The sequence below is a fragment of the Rhodoferax sp. RT4P68 genome (genome assembly GCF_056521305.1).
Map to the genome: position 1 here is coordinate 220,013 of NZ_JBWMBB010000009.1, position 16,438 is coordinate 236,450.

Sequence of the window (16,438 nt, forward strand, 5' to 3'; positions counted from 1 at the left end):
GTCAGTTGTTCTCCAGAACGAGGTGGCCCACGGCCGTGTTGGACGCCGGCACATGGAAGAAGCGGTGCTTGAGCGTGGGCGCCGGGCCGCCGGCAACATCGCTCATCGCCCCGCGTGCGATCAGCCACATCACGAGCTCGATGCCTTCGGAGCCGGCTTCGCGCACGTATTCGATGTGCGACATCTCGGCCAGGTCGGCCGGGTCGGCGATCAGGCGGTCCAGGAACTTGTTGTCCCATTCCTTGTTGATCAGGCCGGCGCGCGGGCCCTGCAGCTGGTGGCTCATGCCGCCCGTGCCCCAGATCTGCACCTTGAGCGGCTGGTCATACGACTCGATCGCGCGGCGGATTGCCTGGCCCAGCTGGAAGCAGCGCTTGCCGCTCGGCACCGGGTACTGCACCACGTTGACGTGGAACGGGATCACCTTGACGGGCCAGGCCTCCGGCGAGCCGAACAACAGGTTCATCGGCACCGTGAGGCCGTGGTCCACCTTCAGGTCGTTCACGATGGTGAGGTCGAAGTCCTGCTGGATGACCGACTGCGCGATGTGCGAGGCCAGGTCCGGGTGGCCCATCACCTTGGGCACGGGGCGTGGGCCATAGCCCTCGTCTGCGGGCTCGAACTCGTCCGCCGTGCCGATGGCAAACGTCGGGATCACGCCCAGGTCGAAGCTGGACGCGTGGTCGTTGTAGACGAGGAACACCACGTCGGGCCGGTTGTCGCGCATCCACTGCTTGGACGGCTCATACCCTGCGAACAGCGGCTTCCAGTACGGCTCTTCGGTCTTGCCCAGGTCGATGGCAGCGCCGATGGCTGGCACGTGCGACGTGAACACTGCGGCGGTGATGTGCGCATGCGCGGCGGCCTGGCCAGCGCCGGTCTGCTTGGCTGCGTGCTGGCCCATGATCTGCGCGGCCAGCGCCTCCTGGTGCGTCAGCTCCCACTCTTTCCAGGCTTCTGACTGCGCCGCCGGGCCCTGGGCATTGCCGCCCTCGCCCAGGTAGCGGTTGCCCTCGGCACTGCGGCCACCGCCGATCATCATGTCGCGGTAGGCGTGCTCGGTCATGCCGGTCATGGAGCCTGCCATCTGCTGGAACGACAGCCCGTCGGTGGCACCCAGCTTGGCCAAAAAGTAGATGTTGCCGCCGGTGCGCATCGCCCAGTTCAGGTCGCGTGCCCGCACGGCCGCGCGCTGCTCGGCGGTCATCGGCCATTCGGCCAGGTAGGCGTCTTCGTCGGCCTTGAAGCGCGTGCGGTTCTCGGCCTTCATCAGGCTCATGCAGAACTGGTTCAGCCAATAGCCTCTGCGGCTTTGGTCGGCGTCGAAGATGGTCGTGCCGGGCACGTCCAGATAGGGTTTGTTCAGGGCCATGTCAGACCTCCTCGGGCCAGTAGAGACGCATCGGGTTGTCGACCAGCAGCTTCTTCTGCAGCTCGGCCGTCGGCGCGATGTGCGGGATGAAGTCCACCAGCAGGCCGTCGTCGGGCATGTGGTCCTTCAGGTTGGGGTGTGGCCAGTCGGTGCCCCACAGCACGCGGTCGGGGAACTGCTCGACGATGCGGCGCGCGAACGGCACCACGTCGGTGTAGGCGTTCTGCTCGCCGTTCAAGGCCTTGGGGCCGGCGACCGACAGGCGCTCGGGGCAGCTCACCTTGCTCCACACATTGGTGTGCTCGCGCATGAATTTTTCGAACAGCGCGAACTCGGGCCCATCGATAGGCTTGCTCACATCGGGCCGGCCCATGTGGTCCACCACCACCGTGTTCGGCAGCGCGGTGAAAAAGTCCCACAGCTCGGGCAGATCGACCGCCTCAAAGTAGATGACCACATGCCAGCCCAGCTTGTGGATGCGGCCGGCGATCTCCAGCAGCTCGTCCTTGGGCGTGAAGTCGACCAGGCGCTTGACGAAGTTGAAGCGCACGCCGCGCACACCGGCATCGTGCAACTCTTGCAGCTCGGCGTCGCTGATGCTGCGCTTGACGGTGGCCACGCCACGCGCCTTGCCGCCGGACGACTTGCAGGCATCGACCATGGCGCGGTTGTCGGCACCGTGGCAGGTGGCCTGCACGACGACGTTGCGGGCGAAGCCCAGGTGGTCGCGCAGCGCGTAGAGCTGCGCCTTGCTGGCATCGCAGGGCGTGTACTTGCGCTCGGGCGCGAACGGAAACTCGTCGCCCGGGCCGAACACGTGGCAGTGCGCATCGACGCTGCCGGGCGGTACCTGGAACTTGGGCTTGGTGGGGCCGGCGTACCAGTCCATCCAGCCGGGGGTCTTGGTGAATTCACTCATGTTGTCTCCTTTAGTCCAGCGAAACATTCGCCTTCTTGATCACCTCGCCGAAGCGTTTGGTCTCGTCCTTGATGAACTGCGAGAACTGCACGCGCGTCGTCGGGAATGCCTCGTAGCCGAAGCTTTTGAACTTCTCCTGCACGTCGGGCTCGGCCAAGGCCTTTTCGACATCGCCGCGGATCTTGTCCGTGACCGCAGCCGGCAGGCCGGGCGGCACGGCAAAGGCGATCCAGCCGGTCACGTTGAAATCCTTGGGGCCGCCCGATTCGCCGACCGTCGGCACATCGGGAAAGTCAGGCGAACGCTTGGGCGCGGTGATCGCCAGGAAGCGCAGCTTGCCGCCACGCTGCAGCGGGCCGGCCGTGGCCGCACTGCCCAGCGCGAAGCCCAGCTCACCGGTGGACACGGCGGTGTAGAGCTGCGTGGTCTCTTTGTAGACCACGTGCTCCATCTGCGTGCCGGTGGCGCTTTCGAACAGCTCGGAGCCCAGGTGCACCGGGTTGCCGATGGACCAGGAGCCGTAGTTCATCTTGCCCGGGTTGGCCTTGGCGTCGGCCACGATGTCGCCCACGGTCTTGTACTTGCTGCCTGTGCCCACGGTGAAGAAGAAGTGCGTCTTGAACAGCGGCAGCAGCACGTCGAAGTCGCGGGCCACGTCGTAGGGCAGCTTCTTAAACAGGCTGGGGTAGGCCGCCAGGTGCACGTTGTCCAGCACCAGAATGTCGGTGCCGTCCTTGGCGCCGCGCTTCCACGCGTCGATGGCGATGAAGCCGTTGCCGCCCGGGCGGTTCTCCACGATCACGCCCTGGCCCCAGGCGCGAGAGACCTTGTCGGCCACCAGCCGGGCCACGCCGTCGGGGCCGCCGCCCACGGGAAACGGCGTGATGATACGCACCGGCTTGCCAGGGAAGTTCTGCGCGGCAGCGGTGAAGGGAACAGCCGCTGCAACGCAGGCAGCCAGCACGGTGCAGCGCAACACGGCGCGGCGGGTCTTCATGGTCATCGAAAGGTCTCCGGGGTCTCTGGGCTTGCTCGCGGACTCAGTGCTCAGTGCTCAGTCCAGCGAGATGTTGGCGCGCTTGATGATCACGTCGTGGCGCTTGGCCTCGGACGCAATGAAGGCTTCGGTCTTGGCGCGGTCCAGCGACAGCGGCACATAGCCGAAGGTCGCGTAGCGCTCCTGCACGTCGGGGCCGGCCAGGGCCTCGGCGATGTCGGCGCGGATCTTGTCCTGCACCGCTTGCGGCAGGCCCTTGGGGCCGGCGATCACGTTCCAGCCGCTGACCTCGTAGTCCTTGGGGCCGCCGACTTCAGCCGCCGTCGGCACGTCAGGGTAGGCCGGCAGGCGCTGGGGCGCCGTCACAGCCAGAAAGCGCACCTTGCCGCCCTTGTACAGCGGCCCGGTGGTGCCGGCCGTGCCCAGCGTCACAGGCAGTTCGCCATTGGCCACGGCGGTGTAGAGCTGCGAGGTTTCCTTGTAGATGACGTGCTGCATCTTGGTGCCGGTCAGGGCCTGGAACTCCTCCATGCCCAGGTGCACCGGGTTGCCGATGGACCACGAGCCATAGTCCAGCTTGCCGGGGTTGGCCTTGGCTTCGGCGATCACATCGGCCACGGTCTTGAACTTGCTGTTGGTGGGCACCACCACCATCATGTAGGCCTTGAACAGCGTGGCCTGCACGTCGAAATCCTTGGCGGCGTCGTAGGGCAGCTTCTTGAACATGTAGGGGTAGGCCACCAGGTGCACGCTGTCCAGCTGCACCAGGTCGTGCCCGTCCTTGGCGCCGCGCTTGAAGGCATCGATGGCGATGAAACCGTTGCCACCCGGGCGGTTCTCCACCACCACCGGCTGGCCCCACTTGCGCGACAGCTTGTCGGCCAGCACGCGAGAGATGGCGTCGGGGCCGCCACCGGTGGGGTAAGGCGAGATCAGGCGCACGGTGCGCGTGGGCCAGGTGGCGGCCGTCTGGGCCACGGTGGCGCCGGCGGCCAGCAGGGACAGGCCGAGCACGGTGGCACGGCGCAGGAACGATGTCTTCATGGGATGTCTCCTCGGGGGTTCAGGGATGGGTTGCGAAGTTCAGTCGATGTACTTCAGGCCGGCCGCTGCCAGCGGCTCGCGCATCTTGTACATGTCCAGGCCCAGCACGCCGCTGGCCAGTTTGTCTCGTTTCTCGCCTTCGAAGGACTCGCGCTTGCGGGCCGCCTCCAGCGTCTTGGCGGCGATGGCGCGCGGCACGCAGACGACGCCGTCATCGTCGGCCACGATCACGTCGCCCGGCGTCACCAGCATGCCGGCGCAGACCACGGGGATGTTGACCGAGCCGATCGTGGCCTTGATGGTGCCCTTGCTGCTGACGGCCTTGCTCCAGACCGGGAAGTTCATTTCCTTCAGCGTCTTCACATCGCGCACGCCGGCGTCGATGATGAGCGCGCGGGCGCCACGGGCCTGGAAGCTGGTGGCCAGCAGGTCGCCGAAATAGCCGTCCGTGCATTCGGCCGTGATGGCCGCCACCACGATGTCGCCGGGCTGGATCTGCTCTGCGACCACATGCATCATCCAGTTGTCACCGGGGTGCAGCAGCACGGTGACCGCCGTGCCGGACACCTGTGCGCCCGGGTAGATCGGCCGCATGTAGGGCTTGAGCAGACCGACGCGGCCCATGGCCTCGTGCACGGTGGCAGAGCCCAGGGCGGCCAGGCCGTCGGCGGTGGCGCTGTCGGTGCGCTGGATGTTGCGGTAGACGACTCCGAGTTCATACATGGTGGTGGCTCCTGCGGGTTACTTATTCTTTGCCTTGAGGGCCGTGTCCAGACGCGAGAACACGCGGCGCGCATTGCCTTCGAACACCTGGTAGCGGTCTTCATCCGTCAGGTTGGGCGTGTTCAGCACATAGCGCTTGGTGTCGTCGAAATAGTGGCCGGTCTCCGGGTCGATGCCGCGCACGGCGCCGATCATCTCGCTGGCGAACAGCACGTTCTTCACCGGGATCACCTTGGTCAACAGGTCGATGCCCGGCTGGTGGTAGACGCAGGTGTCGAAGTAGATGTTGTTCATCAGGTGCTCGGTCAGGAGCGGCTTCTTCAGCTCCTGCGCCAGCCCGCGGAAACGGCCCCAGTGGTAGGGCACGGCGCCGCCGCCGTGCGGGATCAGGAACTTCAGCGTCGGGAAGTCCTTGAACAAGTCAGACGTCAGGCACTGCATGAAGGCCGTGGTGTCTGCGTTCAGATAGTGCGCGCCGGTGGTGTGGAAGCAGGCGTTGCATGAGGTGGAGACGTGCACCATGGCCGGGATGTCGAACTCCACCATCTTCTCGTAGATGGGGTACCAGCTGCGGTCGGACAGCGGCGGGCTCGTCCAGTGGCCGCCCGACGGATCGGGGTTCAGGTTGATGCCGACGTTGCCGTATTCCTTGACGCACTTTTCCAGCTCGGGGATGCAGGTCTTGGGGTCGACGCCGGGGCTTTGCGGCAGCATCGCGGCGGGGATGAAGTGGTCGGGGAACAACTGCGACACGCGGTAACACAGCTCGTTGCAGATGGCCGCCCAGGTGGACGACACGTTGAAGTCGCCGATGTGGTGGGCCATGAAGCTGGCGCGCGGGCTGAAGATCGTGATGTCGCTGCCGCGCTCGCGCATCTTGGCCAGCTGGTTCAGCTCGATGCTCTCGCGCAGTTCGTCGTCGCTGATCTTCAGGTCGGCCACCTTGGGCATGAGGGCCGCGTCCTGGATGCCGGCGATCTGCTGGTTGCGCCAGTTCTCCAGCGCCTTGGGCGCCGTCGTGTAGTGGCCGTGTACGTCGATGATCAGGGGGTTGGCTTGACTCATGTTGCTCCTCGGTTTTATGGCTCGGCTGACCGGGCGGATTCTGGCCGGGAACAGCACCCCGGCAAAGACGGGCCAACCTCTAGCAGTTAGAACAGATTGCGATATCTCATGGCGCGGTATTCTCAATACACTGGGACCGACCATGGACCTCAAGCAACTCGAATACTTCGTGCGCGTCGCCGAGCTGGGCAGCTTCACGCGCGCTGCGATCGCGCTGAACGTGGCCCAGCCGGCGCTGTCCCGGCAGATCCGCTTGCTGGAGGTGGAACTGCGCCAGAACCTGCTGGCCCGCAACGGCCGCGGCGCCACACCCACCGAAGCCGGCAAGCTGCTGCTGGAGCACGGCCGCGGGATCCTGCACCAGGTGGACGTAGCGCGCGAAGAGCTGGGCGTGGCACGCGGCGCGCTGGCCGGGCGCGTGTCCATCGGCCTGCCGCCCAGCCTGTCGCGGCTCATCACCGTGCCGCTGACGAAGGCGTTGCGCGCGCAGCTGCCGCAGGCGCAGGTCACGCTGACGGAGGGGTTTTCGGTCAGCATGGTCGACGGCCTGCGCCTGGGCAAGCTGGACATGGCCGTGCTCTACAACCCCGAGCGCTCGCCCGATATCGAGCTGGCCACGCTGCATGAAGAAGAACTGGTGCTGATCTCACCGCGCAGCGGCACTGCGCGCGGGCGCGGTGCCACGGGCAAAGCCGGCAGCAAGGCCCGCGACCGCATCGGCTTTCGGGAGGTGACGGCGCTGCCGCTGATCCTGCCCAGTCGGCCCAATGCGTTTCGCCTGCTGATCGACGACGAGGCGCAACGCATCGGCCGCCCGGTGCAGGCCCGGCTGGAGGTCGATGGGCTCAATGGCATCCTGAACCTGGTCAAGGAGGGCATGGGCCATGCCGTACTGCCCGCCTACACGCTGAGTAACTTTGAAAACGCCGAGCCGTTCGAGCTGCGCAGCATCCACACGCCGCGGCTGATGGGCCAGTTGATGCTGGTGCGCTCGGCGCGCCGGCCGATCACCGCGACCCAGACCATCGCGCGCGCACTGGTGCAGGACGTGGTGCTCAAGGCCATTGCGCCCTACGTCTGAAGCACAGGCGCGCGGGCGCTAGACTGCCCCGCTTCCTGACGATTCACCTGGACGACATGACCGCCCCTATCCCCCTGCTCGTGCTGTGCCCACTGCAAGCGGCCTACCTGCAACAGTTCCGCGACCACTACGAGGTGATCGAGGCCCGAGACGACGCTCAGCGCGCCGCCGCCATCGCCACGCACGGCCCGCGCGTGCGCGCCGTGCTGACGATCGGCACCATCGGCCTGACCGCGATCGAGATTGCTGCCTTGCCCGCGCTGGAGGTGGTGCACACGCTGGGCGTGGGCTACGAGTTGGTGGACGTGGACGCCGCCCGCGCGCGCGGCATCGCCCTGGCGAACGCGGCCGGCAGCAACGAGACCTGTGTGGCCGACCATGCCTTCGGCTTGCTGCTGGCGGCCGTGCGCGGCATCGTGCAGCTGGACAAGGGTGTGCGCAAGGGCCTGTGGCGCGACCAGTTGCAGTTCTACACGCCCACCGTCAGCGGCAAGCGCATCGGCCTCCTGGGCATGGGCGGCATCGGCCAGCAGATCGCCAAGCGCGCAGCCGGCTTCGACATGCCCGTGGGCTACCACAGCCGCAGCCGCAAGGCCGCATTGCCATACGCGTATTTCGACAGCCCGCGCGCGTTGGCCCAGTGGTGCGACTGCCTGATCGTTGCCACGCCCGGTGGTGCCGACACGCGGCACCTGGTCAACGCCGAGGTGCTGGACGCGCTGGGCCCCCAGGGCACGCTGGTCAACATCGCGCGCGGCAGCGTGGTGGACACGGCCGCGTTGGCCGCCGCGCTGCGGGGTGGCCGCATTGCGTCTGCCGGCATCGACGTCTACGAGAGCGAACCAGCGCCGCCAGCGGAGCTGCTGGATCTGCCGAACGTGGTGCTGACGCCGCACATCGCCGGGCGTTCGCCGGAAGCCGTGCAGGCGTCGGTCACGCTGGTGCTGGGGAACCTGCGGGCCTTCTTCAACGGCCGGGCCTTGACCACGCCGATCTGAATTCGGCTTGGCCCGGCTCGGGGGGGGCCAGGAACGACAGCCGGGGCCGGCGTGCCAGAACGACTGCACGTTCCGTCCAGGCGCCGATGCAGTCGCCCAGTCGGCAGCACTGCATCGATTTCGTGCGCGGCGCTGGCCTGCGCGGCATGGCGCTGCTCGCGCCTGTGCCCACCACGGCGCAACAAGCCGCGTGGCAGGACGTCGCCGAGCAGCGCGACCGTTTCAGCGGGCCATGTGGATGGCAGGGCCCGGCAGTCCGTCCCGCACAAAATGTGACGTCAGGACGGCCAGCGGTCCGATAGACTGGCCTGCGCCCCGATCTCCGTGCAAGCTGCCGATGTGTTCCGCCAATTCATTGCTCCGTTTGTGCCCCTTGGGAGACCAGCGCCCGCGCGTTGGCGCATGACTGCGGCGTCGGGCATCACATGTCGAACCGAGCTGCACTGCTCAACACCGAAATCCTGACGAGCGACCTGCAGGCACTGGAAAGCGCGCGTCGCACACACGCGGCTTCCTATGTCGAGATCGGCCAGGCCGCCAACCGCATTCCGGTGCCCTGGCTCGCGTGCTTTCGTACGTCCGATCTGCGCCCCGTGGAGGTCAAGCGTGCCATCGGGCCTTCGGAATACGAAGTGCTGCATCTGGCGCTGCCCTGCACCTCGGTCGCGGCAGCACGAGAGAACCTTTTGGCCAGCCTTGCGCTGTACGTCGCCATCGTGGGTGATGCGGATGTCGCAGAGGCTTACTGGAAGTACGCGCTCGCGGGGCTCGCAGACCTTCCGTTTCCGTACCTCACGATGAATCCGGTCGAGGTCCTCGCGCTGAACGATCCATCCGAAGAATCGACTGTTCTGGCGAACTCTCTGAGTGGAACGCCAGAGGCTGTTGCGCTGGTCAAGCGCCTGGCCTTCATCGAAGACGGCTATGCACCGTGGTCGTGTCCCATCCCGTGGTGTAGGTCCACAGCCCGGACAGAGCTGGAGATGCACGGTACTCAGCGTGCCACTGCGGACAGCCGAGTGGGGGCAGTGTCGCTCAGGGTCTGCAAGCCTTCAAGCTGCATGTAGCGCCGGTTGAGCGACCACTCGTCGTTCTGCTCCAGCATCATGGCGCCGACCAGGCGCACGATGGACGCGTCGTTGGGGAAGATGCCCACGACGTTGGTGCGCCGCTTGATCTCCGCGTTCAGTCGCTCCAGCGAGTTGGTGCTGTAGATCTGCGTCCAGTGCGCCCGCGGGAAAGTCATGAAGGCCAGCACGTCGTTCTCCGCCTCGTCCATCACGGCGCCGAGCTTTGGGAATTTGTCTCTGAGCTGGTCGGCAACTGACCTCCACTGCGCGCGTGCCGCATCGGCCGACTCCTGCACGAACACCGTGCCGATGGCCGCCGAGACCATGCGCCGCTGGGTCTTGCCGGCATGCGCCAGGGCGTTGCGCATGAAGTGCACGCGGCAGCGCTGCCAGGTGGCCTTCAGAACCTTGGAGGCGGCCGCCTTGATGCCCTCGTGGCTGTCGCTGATCACCAGCTTGACGCCGCGCAGGCCACGGCGGTTCAGGCTGCGCAAGAACTCCGTCCAAAACGGCTCTGCTTCTGAAGCGCCGACCTTCAAACCCAGCACCTCTCGTTGGCCGTCGGTGTTCACGCCGACAGCCACTATCACGGCCACGCTGACGATGCGCCCGGCCTCGCGCGTCTTCACGTAGGTCGCATCCACCCACAGATACGGCCAGTCGCCCTCGATCTGGCGGCCCAGGAAGGCGTTGACACGCTCGTCCAGTTCGCCGCACAGCCGGCTGACCTGGCTCTTGGAGACCCCGCTCATGCCCATCGACTTGACCAGCTCGTCCACCGAGCGGGTGGAGATGCCCTGCACGTAGGCCTCCTGGATCACCGCGGTGAGCGCCTTCTCGGCCGTGCGCCGCGGCTCCAGGAACTCGGGGAAGTAGCTGCCTTGGCGCAGCTTGGGGATCTTCAGCTCCACCGAACCGGCGCGCGTGTCCCAGGTGCGCTCGCGGTAGCCGTTGCGGCTGTTCAGCCGCTCGGCACTCTTCTCGTCGTAGCCGGCGCCGCAGCGCCCCTCGACGTCCAGTTCCATCAGCCGCTGGGCCATGAACTGCACCATCTGGCGCAGCACGTCGATGTCGGCTCCCTTCTCGGCAAGCTCGGTCAATGCCATAGTGGCGTTGGTCATCGTGATTTCCCTTCGCAAGGATCAAGGTTGGTATTCGCACCTCAACCCTATCCGGAATCACGATGGCCACCCCCATCAGGAGCGGCCGCCGCGCGGCAGGCCGCTGCGGGTTACGCCCTCCGGGCTGCACCCTCCGCGGCCTGCCGCGCGATCAAGACTTACACCACTTCCTGGGACATCAACTGCACCGTACACAGTCGACGAATATTTCCGCGGACCACCTGAGGCCTTGACACATCAATCGCGGATTGACAACTCCGCTGCGCTGGACCCCGGATATTCCGACCCTCAGTACCGGCTCTGGTATCGGCCCGAGCTGCCAGCAGCGCCGGCGCCGGGCCAACCCGAACGCAAGCCGTGGTGGAAGCGCTGGTGAAACCCCCACGCGCATGTCACGGTGGCACCAGACCCAGAAAAGGAGAGAAGACCATGGGTGTCGAGGTCAAGCACTTGCTCATTCCCGTACAGGCGTCCTGGCGACCGGACGCTGCTGCCGTCGCGCGCCTGATTGCCAGGCTCACGCAGGAGGGATGGATGGCCGATCCCAAGTCTGCGGACTTCGCGGCCATGGCATTCGAGAGTTCCCACGATGGCGGCCATGCGCCAGGCGAGGGGTTCTACCTGCGCACTGCGTTGGGGGTCAGGCCGGGCCGCACAGCGGATCTGGTCGAAGAACTGCACAGCCTGCATGACCAGGATGTTCTGCTGGGCTGGCCTGTCGAGCGCTTCGGCCCCTCCAAGCTCCGCTATCCGCTCGCACACAGCCCCTTCAACTCGCCAGAAGACGCTGCCGATGGCTACTACGAACTCCAGCTGCACCTCGCGCGAGACGTCGTGCACTGTGTCTCCGAGGTCCTCGGCTCGTTCGACGAGCCTGTTCGGTGTGCGTGCGGAGAGGCGTTCGAGGAGTTCTACCTGGAAGAGGACATCTTCTATCGAAGTCGACTGCCCGCCCGTTGCCCCCGGTGCGCGGTTCCGCTCGACACCAGTGCCCGGACCTTCACGGTCCGGGATGGACGGACAGGTGAGTCACGCAAGGAGACCGGTGGTGCCGCCTACCGATTTGCCTTGGTCGTGGATTGCGGCAAATGCTTCCCGCAGCAGCCCACGCAGGTAGACCCCGCGTTGGCTGCGCTTGTAGAGGCGGAGCTGGGCTGTCGGCTGCGGTCGCTGGAGGATTTCTATTGAAAGCGTCGCGATAGGTCGGAGGCCTGCGAATGCGAAACCGTACCGCCACGATCGTGGTGGCGTTGGGCGCTGCAAGCGGCCTCGATTGCGCCGGCGACATCGCGCCCCTGCCAGGATGTGTGCCGATCGACCGAGCAGGATACGTTGCGCGCCGTTCATGCCGCGCCCGTGACGCCGCACCCATGATCTGAGGTCGTCATGGGCGCTTTCTTGAGCAGCCTCCTACAATCGCTGCCTTTTGCGGTTCGCCGTGACGTACACCGCAACCAGGCACCGCATGCAAGACCACTATCTCGCCTTGGGTGTCAGCAGTGGCGCGAGCCTGGCGGACATCAAGAAGGCCTACCGCCACCACGCCGCCCTGCACCACCCGGACCGCAGCACGGCCCCCGATGCCGCCACGCGTTTCCGCGCCGTCCAGGAGGCGTACGACGTCCTCGGCGACGCAGCGAAGCGCGAGGCTTACGACCACAACCGCAAGCGCAACCTGCTCGACGATCCGCTGGAAACAGCGCGCGAGATCTGGGCCGACTATTTCCGCAAGCTCATTTAGGTTTCGATGCACGTATCCCCCTTCTTTCGCAACCTGCGCTCCGCCTACATGGCCGAACTCGACGACATGCGCCACGACTCCGATGGGCAGTTCGTCCTCGACCGGCGGCTGGCCGAGCGGCGCAGCGAGATCGCGTTCCTGTTCAACATGCTGGAGATCAGCCCCGAGATGGTGGCGGTGGTGCTGCACAAGGCCTTCCGCTTCACGTCCCTGCCCGCCATGGACCAGCTGCTGGCCTGCGAGCCCGAGGACCTGCCCGCATGGGACAGCCTGCGGCACAGCATCGCCATCGCCCCATGGGCCGAGGCCACGGTGCAGGTGCTGCGCGCGCAAGCGGCCGGTGACAACTTCCTGAGCGTGGCCGCCGCGCTGGAATACATGGCGGGCAGCGCCCGGCATGCGAGCGATGGGTTGAAGCACGGCGATGGCGCGCAAGACGCCGACGGCGACGGCGACGGCGACCGCGACCACGACCACGACCACGAGGCTGACCACGATGGAGACGACCATCGCCAGCCCCTCTCGGCAGACGATCTGGACGATGCCGATGGCCTGAGCCGCGAGGACGCCCGCGCCGACTGGATGGTCGAGCAAGGCTTCGACCGCAAAGACTGAACCGCTCCACACGCCAACACCCACCGCCATGAACCACCTTGCCCTGATCGAGAAGACCCAAAGCCTGATTGCCGCAGGCGACATTGCCGGCGCCGAGTCCGCCCTCACCGAGCTGGCCGACACCGAGGGCGACGGTGCGCTGATGGTGGTGCTCGAGCAGCTGGCCCCCAAGGACATCCTGGCGGTGATGCGCGAGTACGACCCATCCCGGGAATCGGTCGTGAACCTGCTGGTCACGCCCGCGCAGTTCGCGCACGCCATCGTCATCGAGAAGCGCTACAAGGACCTCACCCACACGCACCTGCGCGGCATGGTCAATTCCATCGTCTTTCGGGAAGACGCGGACCCGGTGGCTTTCCTGACGGCGGTGGGCGATCTGGAGGGCGGCAGCGAGGCCATGGCCAACTACTTCGCGGAGAAGTGGGGCCGCATCGAAGCCTTCGCCCGCAGCGGCACCTTCGACACCGTCGAGGAAGATGGCGAGATGCTGTCCGAGACGGCGCTGCTGGCGTCGGCCTACGCCCGCCCCAGGGTCGAGCTGGAAGAGGTGGCCGACCAGGACTGGATGGAGCTGGCCTGGCACATGCGTCATGAGTGCCCGGACCTGTTCACCGAAACCTTGCTGGTCATGCGTGCCCAGGCACGCGCCCAGCATCTCGGTGTCGAAGACGAGGAAGAGGCCGCGGAAGAAGAAGACACGCGCGTGGAAACCCGCGACACGGACCGGGGCCGCGGCACACCGGCAGCGCGCGACGACGAGGAAGAGTCGGCCATCTGAGAAGGTGCGAGCGACCCTGTGATGCCACCCCTGCCCGATACCCTCCCCGGTACCCGCCCCGACACGGCCCCCCAGGCCGTCGCCCTGTTCGACGAGCGGCCTTTCTTCGAGAAGGCCCTGCAGCACGGCGTGCGACACGGGATCATCACGCCGCAGAAGCTGGCGACGATGTGCGTGGAGGCGCCCAAGGGCATGGTCCAGATCGCGCGTTACTTCGGCACCGAGTACCTGCGCCCCGACCTGGAGATGGCAAGGGCGCGGCTGGTCAATCTCGTGAGCCTGCACCTGGAGCACGAGAGCGGCGGCGACCTGGACCTGGCCGCCCAGGCCCTGCGCGACCACAGCCTGCTGTCGCGTTCCAAAGGCGGCTCGGACATGCTCAAGGCGCTGATCGCCATGCCCCAGAGCAGCCACTTCGGCATGCAGGAACACGGGGTCTTCGAGGACAAGCACATTGCCTTGCTGGCCAGATGGTCCCTGCGCAGCCTGCCCGAGGTCCACGCCGAACGCGCCGCGCGCAGCCATGCCACGACCCTGGTGGAGGCGGCCATCTGGATGGCAGCGCAACTGGGCCTGGACGCCGATGCGCTGGAGGATGCCGGCAAGGATGCGGAGGCCGTGGTGCGCACGGCTCTGCTGGTGCTGGCATGCCGGCGCAGCGCCATGCCGGACTGGTCCGGCTTCGAGAAGATGGTGCTGGGCCTGCGCAAGAAATACGGGCGGCAGGCCGATGGCCACGCGCAGGTCCCCGTCCCCATCGACTTGCCCAAGGACCTGCCGGCACCCTTCGTGGACGCTGTGCAGTCCGTGCAGGAAACCGTCGTGCAGGACATGCCCAAGATACTGGACGCCGCGCTCGGCGTGCGCAAGCTCTTCGACCAGACGCCGGCCTTTCTGGGCCGCTATTTCTGGCTAGAGGATGCCATGGCCGACCTGGACCATTTCGAGCGCAGCAACAGCGCCTTGTGGGAGAAGGCCACCGAGGGCCACAGCGACGACAGTTCGCTGCTGACACTGTTTTTGCGCATCGCAACGCACGGCAAGCACGCCACGCTGCTGACCGAGAAGTCCGCAGCCAGCCTGGTCAGGAAGATCCGCAAGTCAGGCCTGGATGCCGAGTTGCCCAGGCAGTTCGTCCTGCAGCATGCCCCCGTCGCGCTGCGCAGCGATTACCTGCATCTGTGGAACGCCTTCATCGCAGACGCCGAGCCCGTCTTGCAGAGCGACCGGGTGCACGGCACCGAGGATGCGTTGGCGCTGCTGCGCCGCGAGTGCAACATCGCGGCTTAGTCTTTACAGGAAAGCCCGATGGCGACGCCGATTCGGTGACGCATGCGGGACACCGTAGCGGTCCCATTGACACCCGGGGGAGCACCGCTAGCATCGTTCGGCCACTCCGACATCAACAGGCCGAAGTCTTGGCCGACGGAGCGGCGACAACGACAACGGAGACACCTCATGATCCCCAAAGTACTCTGGGCCGCAATGACGGCATGTGCGGTCGCCACATCGGCGGTCGCCGCGCCGGCCATGATCCCCAACGGGCCTACCGGCAACAACGGCAGCACGGCCTCGCTGCTGAGCTACGAGCAACTCATGCGCGCGTTGCAAAGCGCGGTGCACACGAGCCGCGGCGCCGCCACGCTGAAGGAAGCGCCCTGGATCAGCAACGCGGGCCGCGTCGTGCCCTATGTCGTGATCGGCAATGGTCCTACCCGCGTCATGATCATCGCGCAGCAGCACGGCAACGAGATGGAGACCAGCGACTCTGCCGCCAATCTGGTGCGCTCGTTGACCAACAACTCCAAGGAGTCCAACGCCATCCGCGCGGCGCTGACCGTGGTCGTGGTGCCGCGCGTCAACGTCGATGGTTTCGACGGCGTCAACACAGACGACACGCCGCTGACCGACAGTGCTGGCAACACGCCGCCATGGCGTCAGAACTACGACCCGCGCTACACCGTGAACCCGCTGCCGGCCTTCTACCAGCGTGGCCGCGGCTACGACATCAACCGCTACCACGCGTTTCGGCCCGAATGCCCGCTGGACAATCCCAACTATCCGAACATCACCACCGGCGTGACCAGCTGCGAGACGGCGGACCTCAATTCGCGTCCTGGCAGCAGCTATGACCTGCGGCTGGGCAATCCGGTGCCCGAGGCGAAGAACATCCGCTGGCTCAACGACCAATACAAGCCGGTGGCCGTGCTCGACATGCACCACCAGGGCACGCCCGTGCACAACGGCCAGATGGTGACCGGCTCTACCCTGTACCCGACCGCCGCGTCCACAGCGACCCGGCTGCTCGCGGTGGACCCGAACGCCGTGACCCGCTTCAACGCCGGCCAGACCATGGCCAAGCGCGTGGTGGTGCTGATCGCGAAGACGCTGGCCCAGTACCCCTACGCCACCTTGACGCGCTATCCCGGCGGCACCGAGCCCGGTATCTCGCGCAATGCCTATGGCCTGTTGGGCGCCGGCTCGGTGTTGTTGGAGCTGCGCGGCGGCATCGGCACGAAGTCCGGTGGCTACATCCAGAAAATCGGCTTCCACGCGTCGATGGCCATCGTCAGCGCACTGGCCAAGGACCCGACGCTCTCTGCGTACGACCCGGCCATGGCCGATGTCCTGGTCGTGCCGGCCAATGGGCAGCCGCCCAGCCCCGGGCAGGAGAGTGAAGCCATCACCGAGGGCATGGTGCCCGGCCTGGTCGAACACACCGACGATCACCACGACGGGAACTGAGCGTCGGCGCCCGCGCGCTGCACGCGCAGCGCGTGGCGCGCCGCTGGTGGGACTTTTCCCCTGGTGGCTGCACTGACTGGCGTTCAGCCGGCGGCGCCCGGCGCAATCGCCGCTCAGTCCGCGCGCCCCGGTGCCATACGGCTCTGATCTGAGGAATGGCGCTCGCAGA

Annotated in this window: 16 protein-coding genes and 1 pseudogene; 9 read left to right on the forward strand and 8 right to left on the reverse strand. The window is 66.5% G+C overall.

All coding sequences use genetic code 11. The features are described 5' to 3' along the window. Position 1: 1 nt before the first annotated feature. From AC099J_RS20130 to AC099J_RS20160, 7 genes and pseudogenes are all read right to left on the reverse strand, one after another. Positions 2-904: a class III extradiol dioxygenase subunit beta gene (locus tag AC099J_RS20130; RefSeq protein WP_479617103.1), complete on the reverse strand. Its 903-nt coding sequence runs from the start codon at positions 902-904 to the stop codon at positions 2-4. Positions 905-1,003: 99 nt separating this feature from the next. Beyond that, positions 1,004-1,372, reverse strand: a pseudogene (ligA, locus tag AC099J_RS20135) (protocatechuate 4,5-dioxygenase subunit alpha); the annotation flags it as partial. Position 1,373: 1 nt separating this feature from the next. Then, a complete protein-coding gene (locus AC099J_RS20140; RefSeq protein WP_479617044.1) occupies positions 1,374-2,291 on the reverse strand; it encodes an amidohydrolase family protein in 918 nt (305 codons plus the stop codon). 10 nt (positions 2,292-2,301) lie between these two features. Continuing rightward, positions 2,302-3,288 (reverse strand): Bug family tripartite tricarboxylate transporter substrate binding protein, encoded by a 987-nt coding sequence (locus AC099J_RS20145; RefSeq protein ID WP_479617104.1) that lies wholly within the window; start codon positions 3,286-3,288, stop codon positions 2,302-2,304. A gap of 57 nt (positions 3,289-3,345) precedes the next feature. Next, positions 3,346-4,332, reverse strand: coding sequence for a Bug family tripartite tricarboxylate transporter substrate binding protein (locus AC099J_RS20150; protein WP_479617045.1), 987 nt, complete (start codon positions 4,330-4,332; stop codon positions 3,346-3,348). 39 nt (positions 4,333-4,371) lie between these two features. Beyond that, positions 4,372-5,055, reverse strand: coding sequence for a 4-carboxy-4-hydroxy-2-oxoadipate aldolase/oxaloacetate decarboxylase (gene ligK / locus AC099J_RS20155; protein ID WP_479617046.1), 684 nt, complete (start codon positions 5,053-5,055; stop codon positions 4,372-4,374). Between the two features lie 18 nt (positions 5,056-5,073). Continuing rightward, a complete protein-coding gene (locus tag AC099J_RS20160) occupies positions 5,074-6,102 on the reverse strand; it encodes an amidohydrolase family protein (protein WP_479617105.1) in 1,029 nt (342 codons plus the stop codon). 160 nt (positions 6,103-6,262) lie between these two features. Between AC099J_RS20160 and AC099J_RS20165 the strand changes: the two genes are divergently transcribed. The 3 genes from AC099J_RS20165 (at position 6,263) to AC099J_RS20175 (ending at position 9,266) form a co-directional block, all read left to right on the forward strand. After that, the gene (locus AC099J_RS20165) at positions 6,263-7,201 is read left to right on the forward strand and encodes a LysR substrate-binding domain-containing protein (protein ID WP_479617047.1); all 939 of its coding nucleotides are present in this window, start codon (positions 6,263-6,265) and stop codon (positions 7,199-7,201) included. Between the two features lie 56 nt (positions 7,202-7,257). Then, entirely contained in the window at positions 7,258-8,199 is a 942-nt protein-coding gene (locus tag AC099J_RS20170; RefSeq protein ID WP_479617048.1) for a 2-hydroxyacid dehydrogenase, read from the forward strand. A gap of 425 nt (positions 8,200-8,624) precedes the next feature. Beyond that, a complete protein-coding gene (locus tag AC099J_RS20175; RefSeq protein ID WP_479617049.1) occupies positions 8,625-9,266 on the forward strand; it encodes a hypothetical protein in 642 nt (213 codons plus the stop codon). Here AC099J_RS20175 and AC099J_RS20180 read toward each other — a convergent pair. After that, positions 9,194-10,390: an IS256 family transposase gene (locus AC099J_RS20180; RefSeq protein WP_479617050.1), complete on the reverse strand. Its 1,197-nt coding sequence runs from the start codon at positions 10,388-10,390 to the stop codon at positions 9,194-9,196. The two genes, AC099J_RS20175 and AC099J_RS20180, sit on opposite strands and share 73 nt — an antisense overlap. Before the next feature lie 429 nt (positions 10,391-10,819). Here AC099J_RS20180 and AC099J_RS20185 point away from each other — a divergent pair, with 429 nt between their 5' ends. From AC099J_RS20185 to AC099J_RS20210, 6 genes are all read left to right on the forward strand, one after another. After that, positions 10,820-11,578: a hypothetical protein gene (locus AC099J_RS20185; RefSeq protein WP_479617051.1), complete on the forward strand. Its 759-nt coding sequence runs from the start codon at positions 10,820-10,822 to the stop codon at positions 11,576-11,578. A gap of 277 nt (positions 11,579-11,855) precedes the next feature. Beyond that, the gene (locus AC099J_RS20190) at positions 11,856-12,131 is read left to right on the forward strand and encodes a DnaJ domain-containing protein (RefSeq protein ID WP_479617052.1); all 276 of its coding nucleotides are present in this window, start codon (positions 11,856-11,858) and stop codon (positions 12,129-12,131) included. Between the two features lie 6 nt (positions 12,132-12,137). Beyond that, complete coding sequence (locus AC099J_RS20195; RefSeq protein ID WP_479617053.1) at positions 12,138-12,746, forward strand: hypothetical protein; 609 nt, start codon at positions 12,138-12,140, stop codon at positions 12,744-12,746. A 28-nt stretch (positions 12,747-12,774) separates the two neighbouring features. Continuing rightward, the gene (locus AC099J_RS20200) at positions 12,775-13,524 is read left to right on the forward strand and encodes a hypothetical protein (protein ID WP_479617054.1); all 750 of its coding nucleotides are present in this window, start codon (positions 12,775-12,777) and stop codon (positions 13,522-13,524) included. Between the two features lie 21 nt (positions 13,525-13,545). After that, on the forward strand, positions 13,546-14,814 hold the full coding sequence (locus AC099J_RS20205; protein WP_479617055.1) for a hypothetical protein: 1,269 nt from the start codon (positions 13,546-13,548) through the stop codon (positions 14,812-14,814). 168 nt (positions 14,815-14,982) lie between these two features. Further along, positions 14,983-16,269, forward strand: coding sequence for a M14 family zinc carboxypeptidase (locus tag AC099J_RS20210; RefSeq protein WP_479617056.1), 1,287 nt, complete (start codon positions 14,983-14,985; stop codon positions 16,267-16,269). The last annotated feature ends 169 nt before the right edge of the window (positions 16,270-16,438 follow it).